Raw genomic sequence first — 11,823 nt, forward strand, 5'->3', positions numbered from 1 at the left:
CTACTTGCTTAATTTTTATATTCTCGCCAGACTATGGCCTCGATTTCGGGAGGGATTCATGGTCTTGCATTCCACGCGCTGGCTGGCGCTCAGTTATTTCACCTATTTCTTTAGCTACGGTATTTTTCTGCCCTTCTGGAGCGTCTGGCTCAAGGGTATCGGCCTGACTCCTGAGACTATCGGTGTCCTGCTGGGGGCCGGGCTGGTGGCGCGTTTCCTCGGCAGCCTGCTGATTGCCCCGCGCGTCAGCGATCCCTCCTTACTGATCAAGGCCGTGCGCATTCTTGCTCTGCTGACGCTGGTCTTTGTTGCCTGCTTCTGGGTCAGCCACCAGTTTGCCTGGCTGATGGTGGTGATGGTCGGCTTTAACCTGTTCTTCTCACCGCTGGTACCGCTGACGGATGCCCTGGCGAACACCTGGCAAAAGCAGATCACTATGGACTACGGCCGCGTGCGCCTGTGGGGCTCAATTGCCTTTGTGATTGGCTCCGCGCTGGTGGGCAAACTGGTCAGCCTTTACGATTACCGCGCCATTCTCGCCCTGCTGAGTATCGGTATTGCCTCGATGCTGCTGGGTATGCTGCTGCGTCCGTCGGTGATGCCGCAAGGGGAAAGCCGCCATCAGGAGAGCGCAGGATGGCCCGCCTGGCGGAGCCTGGTGGCACAAAGCTGGCGTTTTCTGGCGTGTGTCTGTCTGCTTCAGGGGGCGCATGCGGCGTACTATGGCTTCAGCGCCATCTACTGGCAGGGGGCGGGATATTCTGCTTCCGCAGTGGGCTATCTGTGGTCGCTGGGGGTAGTGGCCGAAGTCATTATCTTTGCCCTGAGCAAGAAGCTGTTCCGTCGCTTTGGCGCGCGAGACCTCCTGCTGCTTTCCGCCGTGTGCGGCGTGGCGCGCTGGGGGATTATGGGCTGGACGACCGATCTGCCGTGGCTGATCGTGGCGCAAATTCTTCACTGCGGCACCTTTACCGTGTGTCATCTGGCGGCGATGCGCTATATCGCAGCGCGCGAGGGCGGAGACGTTATTCGTCTGCAGGCCGTCTACTCGGCGGTCGCGATGGGGGGCAGTATCGCAATCATGACGGTCTTTGCGGGGTTCCTCTACCAGCACCTGGGGCATGGCGTCTTCTGGGTGATGGCGCTGGTCGCCTTACCCGCCATTGTTGTTCGCCCGAAAGTGGCCGCTCGCGCGCCGCTATGATTCCAGCATGGCGCGAATATGTTCTTGCTGCTGCGCGTTCAATGTTTCAACGGCATGAATCAGCGGCGGCGAGAACAGCGGCAGGACGGTAGGGTAGGGGGTGATAACCAGCGCGGCCTCGCGCGGTGCCCCCTCTTTCTGGAAAGCCTGCAGCGTCAGATAGCGAATATTAAGCGGCAGCAGCGTCAGCTCGCGAAGCTGCTGTTCAATCAGATCCTCGCTGGCTTTATCGTCTCCCGTCAGCAGGATCACCTGTTTTTCGTGCAGATCGGTCTCCTGCATCAGCCAGGCGCCGAAAATCACCGCGACAAGACTTATCTCTTCATCAGAAAAACGCAGCCCAAACTCCGCTTCCAGCTCAAACAGCGCTTCCTTCGTGGTGCGTAACAGCCGGGGATAGAGGCGATGGATCTCCTCCGGCAGGCTATTGTCGATGCCAATTTCAAACAGCGAGCGGTCCAGCGCCTGAGCAAGATGGATATACAGCTGATCGGTCAGCCCTTGCTCATCGCTGAAGTTCATCCCGGTCTGCGAGCGAAAACGGGCGACCATGCGCACGATGGCCCGGCGCAAGCGCTGATCCTGCTGGTGTTTATCGAGCACCGGATCGGGCGTGCGGAGCATCATAAACAGCAGCGCCAGAAACAGCTGTTCATCCCCGTGCGCTCCCTGCGGCACGCGACGTCTCCAGTGACGCACGATCTCCTGGGCCGTAAAATACTCCCCTCTCGACTGGGTCCAGCTGCGCTGAACGTGAGAAAACTGTGGCGTATTCCCGAGCTGGTGCTGAATAAGACAGTATTGCAGATAGAGCTGTAAAAACTGGACGTCGCGGCATTCAAACTGGCGCTGCAGCTTGCGTGAGCAGAAGCCGATCAGCGCCCGCAGGTTCGCATCGTCGTAAAGCGGCCGCGCAATGCCGTGTTGTTTAAGCGCGGTTTTTAATGCGGGGGTAAACTGGTGCGAGACAAACTGCGGGCAAAGCCGCAGCGCCCGGCGCAGCCAGTGCAGCAGGCATAAACGCTGATTCAGGGCTGTGCCTTCAATCCGGTAGCTGCCGTCGTGGTGCGTGACGATGTCCAGCCGGTGATAGCGCTGGATTTCATCGCGCGTCTCGGCTATATCTTGCCGTGCCATCGCGTCGTCCACCCCGTTGGCAGCAATTATGCTCTGTGCGGTGACGGCAGCATCGGGCAGGTAAAGCATCAAAAGCACCTGGCAGCGGCGCTGCGAACTGGAAAGCACAGATGGAATTTCAAGCGTCGTCATCATCTGTCAGGTATCCAGTGTGAATGTTTGATAAGAATAGCTAAAGGATGAGCGCTGAAAAGCGCGCCGGCAGGCCTTTCACTCAGGATTGCTGGGGAACATCACAGAATTTTTGACGTGAGGAATTGATGCAAACAGTTAAACAAAGTGCGATGGCGTTATTTTTGGCGGTTATCAGCTTCACCGCCAGCGCACACCCTCACAGTTTTATTGACCTCCAGACCGAGCTGGTTACCGACGGCACGCAGCTGAGCGGCCTGAAGATGCGCTGGACGATGGATGAAATCACCTCGGCCGATCTGCTCTATGATGCGGGAAACGCGAAGCCCGGCGATGAAATCTGGAAAAAGCTGGCGGCGGAAGTGATGGCCAACGTGCTCGGCCAGCACTACTTCACGGAATTCTGGCACAACGGGCAAAAGGTTAAATTTCTGAACCGGCCAACGGAATACGGGATGACGCGTGACGGGCATCAGGCGGTGCTGACGTTTGTGCTCCCGCTGGCGCATCCGCAGCCGCTGGCGGGGCAAACTTACACGTTTTCCACTTTTGATCCTACCTACTATGTCGATATGCGCTATGACAAAGACGGCGACGTACGATTGCCGGACGCTCTGCAAAAAAACTGCAAAATTGGCGTTCACACCCCGAAACCCAGCGAGGAGACGCTGAACTTTGCGGTCTCGCTTGATAAGGAAGATGCACCGCCTGAGGACATGGAGTTGGGTAAACAGTTCGCGCAGGAGGTAACGTTACAATGTCAGTGATCTCCTCTCCGGTTCGGAAACCGCGCCGCTGGCTGCACCTCTGGCCGCTGGCGCTTTTTCTCCTGCTGGCCGTTTGCGGCTCGCTCTGGCTGTGGCAGGCCTGGCCGCAGGTCATGATGAAAAGCATCGTCTGGCAGCGTGAGGTCAATCAGCAGATGAGCGGTCTGCTGAAGGCGGTGGCCGAGAACCCGACCAAAGCGGGTGGTTCCCTGCTGGCGTTCAGCTTTATCTATGGCGTTCTGCACGCGCTGGGGCCGGGGCACGGCAAAATCGTGATAACGACCTGGCTCGCCACCCATCCGTCGAAGCTGAAATCGAGTATCGGGCTGACGCTGGCCTCCTCGCTGCTTCAGGGCAGCGTGGCGATTGCGCTCGTCGTGATCGTGCTTTCGCTGTTGCAGCTTCCCGCGCGCCAGCTGCACATGAGCAGTTTCTGGCTGGAGAAGGGAAGCTACGCGCTGGTGGGCGTGCTGGGGCTGATCCTCTGCTGGCGGGCGCTGAAAAAGCTGCGCGTGCTGCTGCAAAAACCGAAATTCAAAACCTTTACGCCGCCTCACGTTCATGATGAAAACTGCGGCTGCGGGCATCAGCATTTGCCCACGCAGGAACAGTTGCAGAACGGCGACGACTGGCGCGCGCGGCTGATGATTATTCTCTCGATGGGCATGCGCCCGTGTTCGGGGGCAATAATGGTGCTGCTGTTCAGCAAGGTGATAGGCGTGTTTGGCTGGGGAATGCTTTCCGCGCTGGCGATGGCGGCAGGGACGTCTCTCACCATTTCGTCTTTAGCGCTGCTGGTTCACAGCTTCCGTCAGCTTGCGGTCAGACTCAGCGGCAATAAAACACCGGTGCTGTGGCGGCAGGTAGGGTGGACAACGCTTGCGCTGGCGGGCGGGGTGATTCTGCTGGTTGCGGCGGTGACGATGTGGATGAGCGCGATGCCGGTGGGAAGAGGATTGCGGCCGTTTTAGTTGGGATTCCCTCTCCCACGGGGAGAGGGAATGACCGGGATTAACGCTTCAGCGCATCGCTCAGTTCATCACGCATGTTGGCCAGCATGGCTTTAACAACGCGTGGGTTACCTGCAACGACGTTGCCGGTAGACATATAGTTATGGCCGCCGGTGAAATCACACACGATGGCGCCTGCTTCACGTGCGATCAGCTCGCCCGCAGCAAAGTCCCACGGCTTCAGCGACAGCTCGAAGTATCCGTCAACGCGGCCTGTTGCTACATAGGCCAGATCCAGCGCGGCAGAACCGGTGCGGCGGAAGTCCGCGCATTCGGTAAACAGTTTGCCCAGGATATTCATATAGGTGGTCGCGTGCTGTTTCGCCTTGAACGGGAAACCGGTCGCCAGAATGGTGCCGTCCAGATCGCGTGCGTTGCTGCAGCGCAGACGGTAGCCGTTCAGCTGTGCGCCCTGACCGCGGGTAGCGGTGAACAGTTCGTTACGCATTGGATCGTAAACAACGGCGACTTCAGTACGGCCTTTAATGCGTACTGCGATAGACACAGAGAAGTGTGGCAGGCGTTTGACGAAGTTGGTGGTGCCATCCAGTGGATCGATAACCCATTGAACATCCTGATCGGTACCTTCATGTTCACCGCTTTCTTCGGTGATGATGGTGTGCTGCGGGTAAGATTTGCGGATCGTTTCGATAATAATCGCTTCTGCGGCTTTATCGACGTTAGTCACGAAATCATTGCTGCCTTTCTGGCTGGTTTCTACGGAGTCTGGCGTTTCGTAGTGTTTGGCAATTACATTACCCGCCTTGCGCGCTGCGCGCACGGCGATGGTCAGCATCGGATGCATCGGTCTCTCTCACTGGATGTTAAAGAACAGGAAAATCGGCGCAGAGTATAGCAGTGGGATCGGATTATGTCTCCCGTTTATGATAATATGCCGGAATATTCTTCAGACGCTGAATTCAGACATTAAAAATTATGCTGCAAAACATTCGAATCGTGCTGGTCGAAACATCGCACACCGGCAACATGGGCTCCGTTGCCCGCGCTATGAAAACCATGGGCTTAACGAACCTGTGGCTGGTTAACCCGCTGGTGAAACCTGACTCGCAGGCTATCGCCCTGGCGGCCGGTGCCAGCGACGTGATCGGCAACGCTCAGATCGTCGATACCCTTGACGAAGCGCTGGCCGGCTGCAGCCTCGTTGTTGGCACCAGCGCGCGTTCACGCACGCTGCCGTGGCCGATGCTGGACCCGCGCGAATGCGGCCTGAAAAGCGTCTCTGAAGCGGAACAGGCTCCGGTTGCGCTGGTGTTTGGCCGCGAGCGCGTTGGCCTGACCAACGACGAGCTGCAGAAGTGCCATTATCACGTCGCCATCGCGGCTAACCCGGAATACAGCTCGCTGAACCTGGCGATGGCGGTGCAGGTTATCGCCTATGAGGTGCGTATGGCGTGGCTGGCGACGCAGGAGAAACAGGTAGAGCCTAAAGAAGAAACGGCCTACCCGCTGGTGGACGACCTTGAGCGCTTCTACGGTCACCTGGAGCAGACGCTGCTCTCAACCGGCTTTATTCGTGAAGGCCACCCGGGCCAGGTGATGAACAAGCTGCGCCGCATGTTTACCCGCGCGCGCCCGGAAAGCCAGGAGCTTAACATCCTGCGCGGGATTCTGGCGTCGATTGAGCAGAAGAATAAAGAGTAGTGTCGATTTCCCCTCTCCCCGCGGGAGAGGGCTGGGGTGAGGGCATCAGGCCGCACCTGGGTTATGAAGGCACGGAACGTTAAATACCTGACTAAAACAGTCAAGTAAATAGTTGACCATTTTAGTCAGGAATGTCAGACTTGGCCCTGCTATGCAATACCCCCATTTTACAATAAAAAACCCCGGGCAGGGGCGAGTTTGAGGTTAAGTAAGACATGAGACTGACATCTAAAGGGCGTTATGCCGTGACCGCGATGCTGGACGTTGCGCTCAACTCCGAAGCGGGCCCGGTTCCGTTGGCTGATATTTCTGAACGACAAGGGATCTCCCTCTCTTACCTGGAGCAGCTGTTCTCGAGACTGCGTAAAAATGGACTGGTTTCCAGCGTTCGTGGCCCAGGCGGCGGTTATCTGCTGGGTAAAGACGCGGGCAGTATTGCAGTTGGTGAAGTGATTAGCGCAGTTGACGAATCCGTTGACGCGACCCGTTGCCAGGGGAAAGGCGGCTGCCAGGGCGGCGATAAGTGCCTGACCCACGCGCTGTGGCGCGATCTGAGCGACCGTCTCACCGGCTTCCTGAACAACATCACCCTGGGTGAACTGGTCAATAACCAGGAAGTTCTGGATGTCTCTGGTCGTCAGCACGGTCAGGATTCCCAACGCAGCACCCGCGCGCAGGACGCTATCGACGTCAAACTGCGCGCGTAATAAAACGATAAAGATTTCAGAATCAGGCCGGGGCGGTCACGCCCCGCGTACTCGGTCGTACATCCAGCCGGTTGCCTGATTCCTTGCATTGAAGCGATGTACGGAGTTTAAAGAGCAATGAAATTACCGATTTATCTCGATTACTCCGCAACCACGCCGGTGGACCCGCGTGTTGCCGAGAAAATGATGCAGTGTCTGACCCTGGACGGAAACTTTGGTAACCCAGCTTCCCGTTCACACCGTTTTGGCTGGCATGCTGAAGAGGCGGTAGATATCGCCCGTAATCAGATTGCCGACCTGGTGGGTGCCGACCCGCGTGAGATTGTTTTCACCTCCGGTGCGACCGAATCCGACAACCTGGCGATCAAAGGTGCAGCCAACTTTTATCAGAAAAAAGGCAAGCACATCATCACCAGCAAAACCGAACACAAAGCCGTGCTGGATACCTGCCGCCAGCTGGAGCGTGAAGGTTACGAAGTGACTTACCTGGCGCCACAGAGCAACGGGATCATCGACCTGAAAGAGCTCGAAGCGGCCATGCGTGATGACACCATTCTGGTTTCCATCATGCACGTCAACAACGAAATCGGCGTCGTTCAGGACATCGCGACCATCGGCGAAATGTGCCGCGCGCGCGGTATCATCTATCACGTTGACGCGACCCAGAGCGTGGGCAAACTGCCTATCGATCTGAGCCAGCTGAAAGTGGACCTGATGTCCTTCTCCGGCCACAAAATCTATGGCCCGAAAGGGATCGGCGCGCTGTACGTTCGTCGTAAACCGCGTATCCGCATCGAAGCACAGATGCACGGCGGCGGTCACGAGCGCGGCATGCGTTCCGGCACGCTGCCTGTTCACCAGATCGTGGGCATGGGCGAAGCGTACCGCATTGCAAAAGAAGAGATGGAAACCGAGATGGCGCGCCTGCGCACGCTGCGTAACCGTCTGTGGGACGGCGTGAAAGATATGGAAGAAGTGTATCTGAACGGCGATCTCGAGCAGGGCGCACCGAACATCCTTAACGTCAGCTTCAACTATGTTGAAGGCGAATCGCTGATCATGGCGCTGAAAGATCTGGCCGTTTCTTCCGGTTCTGCCTGTACGTCTGCAAGCCTGGAGCCATCCTACGTGCTGCGCGCGCTGGGCATGACCGACGAGCTGGCGCACAGCTCTATCCGTTTCTCTTTAGGTCGTTTCACTACCGAAGAAGAGATTGACTACACCATCAAGCTGGTTCGCAACTCCATCGGCCGTCTGCGCGACCTTTCTCCACTGTGGGAAATGTTCAAGCAGGGCGTGGATCTGAACAGCATTGAATGGTCACATCACTAATCGGTACATAAGGAGAATTCAATCATGGCATACAGCGAAAAAGTCATCGATCATTACGAAAACCCGCGCAACGTTGGCTCTTTTGACAACAGCGACGAATCTGTCGGTAGCGGCATGGTTGGCGCACCGGCGTGTGGCGACGTGATGAAGTTGCAGATTAAAGTCAACAATGAAGGTATCATTGAAGACGCGCGCTTCAAGACCTACGGCTGCGGTTCTGCTATCGCGTCCAGCTCCCTGGTTACCGAATGGGTGAAGGGCAAGTCTCTGGACGAAGCACAGGCAATCAAGAACACGGATATTGCTGAAGAACTCGAACTGCCACCGGTGAAAATTCACTGTTCAATTCTGGCAGAAGACGCGATCAAAGCCGCCATTGCGGATTACAAAAGCAAACGTGAAGCAAAATAATTGAGGTTTGAGTATGTCGATTACCCTTAGCGACAGCGCTGCCGCGCGAGTAAGCTCTTTTCTGGCGAACCGTGGTAAAGGCTTTGGCCTGCGACTGGGCGTACGTACCTCCGGCTGTTCTGGTATGGCTTACGTACTGGAGTTTGTTGACGAGCCGGCGTCTGACGACACCGTGTTTGAAGACAAGGGCGTGAAGGTGGTGGTCGATGGCAAAAGCCTGCAATTCCTCAACGGCACTCAGCTGGACTTCGTTAAAGAAGGCCTGAACGAAGGGTTCAAATTCACGAACCCGAACGTCAAAGACGAGTGTGGTTGCGGCGAAAGCTTCCACGTTTAACCGCGTTCCGCTGTTATACCGATTAATTCGCGTTGCAGAAAGGCGGCAAGCGAGTGAATCCCCGGGAGCTTACTTAAGTAAGTGACTGGGGTGAACGAGCGCAGACAACGCATCTGCAGCGCGAAGTAAGAAGGTATAACCCCACCGTGGCTCTGCTGCGCGTGGGGTTTCTTCTAACAGGCTACCCCTGAGAATGTTATGGATTACTTCACTCTCTTCGGACTACCCGCTCAATACCCGATTGATCTCCAGGCGCTGACGATCCGTTTTCAGGATCTTCAGCGTCAGTATCACCCGGATAAATTCGCCAGTGGTACTCAGTCTGAGCAATTGGCTGCGGTTTCCCAATCTGCGACCATCAACCAGGCCTGGCAGACGCTGCGCCATCCGCTGGCGCGTGCAGAATATCTGCTCTCGCTCCACGGTTTCGATCTGGCGAGCGAACAGCATACCGTGCGCGACACCGCGTTTCTGATGGAACAGCTGGAGCTTCGCGAAGAGCTGGATGAGATTGAACAGGCCAAAGACGAAGCGCGTCTGGAAAGCTTCATCACGCGCGTGAAGGGCATGTTCGATACCCGCCATCAGCAGATGGTGGAGCAACTGAACAACGAGACCTGGGACGTGGCGGCAGACACTGTGCGCAAACTCCGTTTTCTCGATAAACTGCGAAGCAGTGCTGAACAACTCGAAGAAAAGCTGCTCGATTTTTAATTTCGGAAGCAATTATGGCCTTATTACAAATTAGTGAGCCTGGCTTAAGTGCCGCACCGCACCAGCGTCGTCTGGCGGTGGGTATCGATCTGGGCACCACCAATTCCCTCGTGGCGACCGTGCGCAGCGGCCAGGCGGAAACGCTGGCTGACGAGCAGGGCCGCCATCTGCTGCCTTCCGTGGTCCACTACCAGCAGCAGGGTCACGCGGTCGGCTATGACGCCCGCGCCAACGCCGCGCGCGATCCGGCCAACACCATCAGCTCCGTAAAGCGCATGATGGGCCGCTCGCTGGCCGATATTCAGACCCGCTATCCGCATCTGCCGTATCAGCTGCAGGCCAGTGAAAACGGCCTGCCGATGATTGCGACCGCGGCCGGTCTGCTGAACCCGATTCGCGTTTCCTCTGACATCCTCAAAGCGCTGGCGGCGCGCGCGACGGCAACGCTTGGCGGCGATCTGGACGGTGTAGTCATCACCGTTCCGGCCTATTTTGACGATGCACAGCGTCAGGGCACCAAAGACGCCGCGCGTCTGGCAGGCCTGCATGTGCTGCGCCTGCTGAACGAACCGACGGCGGCGGCGATTGCCTACGGCCTCGACTCCGGTCAGGAAGGGGTGATTGCGGTTTACGATCTCGGCGGCGGTACCTTTGATATCTCGATCCTGCGCTTAAGCCGCGGGGTATTTGAAGTGCTGGCGACCGGCGGGGATTCCGCGCTGGGCGGCGATGACTTCGACCATCTGCTGGCGGATTACATTCGCGAGCAGGCGGGCATCAGCGATCGCAGCGATGCGCGCGTGCAGCGTGAACTGCTGGATGCGGCTATCGACGCCAAAATCGCCCTGAGCGATGCGCAGACTGTTAGCGTAAACGTTGCGGGCTGGCAGGGTGAGATCGCCCGCGACCAGTTCAGCGATCTGATTGCCCCGCTGGTGAAACGCACCCTGCTGGCCTGCCGTCGCGCATTGAAAGATGCGGGCGTTGAGGCGAACGAGGTGCTGGAAGTGGTCATGGTGGGCGGTTCGACTCGCGTGCCGCTGGTGCGCGAGCGCGTGGGTGAATTCTTTGGCCGCACGCCGCTGACCTCCATCGACCCGGACAAAGTGGTTGCCGTGGGCGCCGCAATCCAGGCCGATATCCTGGTCGGCAACAAGCCGGACAGCGAAATGCTGCTGCTGGACGTCATCCCGCTGTCGCTCGGGTTAGAAACCATGGGCGGCCTGGTGGAGAAAGTGATCCCGCGTAACACCACTATTCCGGTGGCGCGCGCGCAGGAGTTCACCACCTTCAAAGACGGCCAGACCGCGATGTCCATCCACGTGATGCAGGGCGAGCGCGAGCTGGTGCAGGATTGCCGCTCTCTGGCGCGCTTTGCGCTGCGCGGTATCCCGGCGCTGCCTGCGGGCGGGGCGCATATTCGCGTTACCTTCCAGGTGGATGCGGACGGTCTGCTGAGCGTCACGGCGATGGAAAAATCCACCGGCGTGGAATCGTCCATTCAGGTGAAGCCGTCCTACGGCCTGACCGATGGCGAAATCGCCTCCATGATTCAGGACTCAATGAGCTACGCCGAGCAGGATGTGAAGGCGCGTATGCTGGCTGAACAAAAAGTTGAAGCCGCCCGCGTGCTGGAGAGCCTGAACGGCGCGCTCGCTGCCGATGCCGCGCTGTTAAGCGCCGCTGAGCGTCAGGTGATTGACGACGCTGCCGCGCATTTAAGCGCAGTAGCAGAAGGCAATGACGCTGACGCAATAGAAGAAGCCATTAAAAACGTTGATAAACAAACCCAGGACTTTGCTGCTCGCCGCATGGACAAATCTGTCCGCGTCGCGCTGAAAGGCCAGTCCGTGGACGAGGTTTAATATGCCAAAGATTGTTATTTTGCCTCATGCGGACCTCTGTCCGGATGGCGCTGTTCTGGAAGCGAAGACCGGTGAAACCATTCTCGATGTTGCCCTGCGTGCAGGTATCGAAGTGGAACACGCCTGTGAAAAATCCTGTGCCTGCACCACCTGCCACTGCATCGTGCGTGAAGGTTTCGACTCTCTCGCCGAGAGCACCGAAGACGAAGACGACATGCTGGATAAAGCATGGGGTCTGGAGCCTGACAGCCGCCTGAGCTGCCAGGCCGCGGTGACCGATGAAGATCTGGTCGTGGAATTCCCACGCTACACCATCAACCACGCACGCGAGCATTGATATGGGACTGAAGTGGACAGACAGCCGTGAAATCGGCGAAGCGCTCTACGACGCGAACCCGGATCTCGATCCGAAGACCGTACGATTCACCGACATGCACCAGTGGATCTGCGATTTAGAGGATTTCGACGACGATCCAAACGCATCCAATGAAAAAATTCTGGAGGCGATTCTGTTAGTCTGGTTAGATGAAGCAGAATAAATAACA

At 57.4% G+C, this 11,823-nt stretch carries 14 protein-coding genes; 12 read left to right on the plus strand and 2 right to left on the minus strand.

Annotation, left to right across the window (positions count from 1 at the left end; translation table 11 throughout):
• The first annotated feature begins 58 nt into the window (after positions 1 to 58).
• Positions 59 to 1,204 carry a 3-phenylpropionate MFS transporter gene (locus tag UR289_RS10065; protein ID WP_039263750.1) on the plus strand — a complete coding sequence of 382 codons (1,146 nt, stop codon included), beginning with the start codon at positions 59 to 61 and terminating at the stop codon, positions 1,202 to 1,204.
• Here UR289_RS10065 and csiE read toward each other — a convergent pair.
• Positions 1,199 to 2,476, minus strand: a complete 1,278-nt coding sequence (gene csiE, locus UR289_RS10070; protein WP_320709959.1) for a stationary phase inducible protein CsiE — start codon at positions 2,474 to 2,476, stop codon at positions 1,199 to 1,201. The genes UR289_RS10065 and csiE overlap by 6 nt on opposite strands.
• A gap of 125 nt (positions 2,477 to 2,601) precedes the next feature.
• On the opposite strand from csiE, the gene UR289_RS10075 reads away from it, so the two are divergent.
• Both UR289_RS10075 and UR289_RS10080 read left to right on the plus strand, forming a co-directional pair.
• Entirely contained in the window at positions 2,602 to 3,240 is a 639-nt protein-coding gene (locus tag UR289_RS10075) for a DUF1007 family protein (RefSeq protein ID WP_033146226.1), read from the plus strand.
• Entirely contained in the window at positions 3,231 to 4,211 is a 981-nt protein-coding gene (locus UR289_RS10080) for a nickel/cobalt transporter (RefSeq protein ID WP_320709961.1), read from the plus strand. The genes UR289_RS10075 and UR289_RS10080 overlap by 10 nt, the downstream gene beginning before the upstream one ends.
• Positions 4,212 to 4,251: 40 nt before the next feature.
• Here the strand turns inward: UR289_RS10080 and suhB are convergent, their stop codons facing one another.
• Positions 4,252 to 5,055 carry an inositol-1-monophosphatase gene (suhB, locus tag UR289_RS10085; protein WP_023308828.1) on the minus strand — a complete coding sequence of 268 codons (804 nt, stop codon included), beginning with the start codon at positions 5,053 to 5,055 and terminating at the stop codon, positions 4,252 to 4,254.
• 131 nt (positions 5,056 to 5,186) lie between these two features.
• Here suhB and trmJ point away from each other — a divergent pair, with 131 nt between their 5' ends.
• The 9 genes from trmJ to iscX all read left to right on the plus strand — a co-directional run bounded on the left by trmJ (position 5,187) and on the right by iscX (position 11,817).
• Entirely contained in the window at positions 5,187 to 5,912 is a 726-nt protein-coding gene (gene trmJ, locus UR289_RS10090) for a tRNA (cytosine(32)/uridine(32)-2'-O)-methyltransferase TrmJ (RefSeq protein WP_033146224.1), read from the plus strand.
• A 215-nt stretch (positions 5,913 to 6,127) separates the two neighbouring features.
• Positions 6,128 to 6,619 carry a Fe-S cluster assembly transcriptional regulator IscR gene (iscR, locus tag UR289_RS10095; protein WP_023308826.1) on the plus strand — a complete coding sequence of 164 codons (492 nt, stop codon included), beginning with the start codon at positions 6,128 to 6,130 and terminating at the stop codon, positions 6,617 to 6,619.
• Positions 6,620 to 6,736: 117 nt separating this feature from the next.
• Positions 6,737 to 7,951 carry a cysteine desulfurase gene (iscS, locus tag UR289_RS10100; protein ID WP_008502157.1) on the plus strand — a complete coding sequence of 405 codons (1,215 nt, stop codon included), beginning with the start codon at positions 6,737 to 6,739 and terminating at the stop codon, positions 7,949 to 7,951.
• Between the two features lie 24 nt (positions 7,952 to 7,975).
• Positions 7,976 to 8,362 carry a Fe-S cluster assembly scaffold IscU gene (iscU, locus tag UR289_RS10105; RefSeq protein WP_003860661.1) on the plus strand — a complete coding sequence of 129 codons (387 nt, stop codon included), beginning with the start codon at positions 7,976 to 7,978 and terminating at the stop codon, positions 8,360 to 8,362.
• 13 nt (positions 8,363 to 8,375) lie between these two features.
• Positions 8,376 to 8,699, plus strand: coding sequence for an iron-sulfur cluster assembly protein IscA (gene iscA, locus UR289_RS10110; RefSeq protein WP_003860659.1), 324 nt, complete (start codon positions 8,376 to 8,378; stop codon positions 8,697 to 8,699).
• 198 nt (positions 8,700 to 8,897) lie between these two features.
• The gene (hscB, locus tag UR289_RS10115; RefSeq protein WP_039263745.1) at positions 8,898 to 9,413 is read left to right on the plus strand and encodes a co-chaperone HscB; all 516 of its coding nucleotides are present in this window, start codon (positions 8,898 to 8,900) and stop codon (positions 9,411 to 9,413) included.
• Positions 9,414 to 9,427: 14 nt separating this feature from the next.
• Positions 9,428 to 11,278 (plus strand): Fe-S protein assembly chaperone HscA, encoded by a 1,851-nt coding sequence (gene hscA, locus UR289_RS10120; protein WP_048978841.1) that lies wholly within the window; start codon positions 9,428 to 9,430, stop codon positions 11,276 to 11,278.
• Between the two features lies 1 nt (position 11,279).
• The gene (gene fdx, locus UR289_RS10125) at positions 11,280 to 11,615 is read left to right on the plus strand and encodes an ISC system 2Fe-2S type ferredoxin (protein ID WP_003860652.1); all 336 of its coding nucleotides are present in this window, start codon (positions 11,280 to 11,282) and stop codon (positions 11,613 to 11,615) included.
• A 1-nt stretch (position 11,616) separates the two neighbouring features.
• Positions 11,617 to 11,817 (plus strand): Fe-S cluster assembly protein IscX, encoded by a 201-nt coding sequence (gene iscX / locus UR289_RS10130; RefSeq protein ID WP_003860650.1) that lies wholly within the window; start codon positions 11,617 to 11,619, stop codon positions 11,815 to 11,817.
• Positions 11,818 to 11,823: the final 6 nt, after the last annotated feature.

This window comes from Enterobacter sp. 302C9, assembly GCF_034106085.1.
In the GTDB taxonomy this organism is placed as follows: Bacteria; Pseudomonadota; Gammaproteobacteria; order Enterobacterales; family Enterobacteriaceae; genus Enterobacter; species Enterobacter asburiae_B.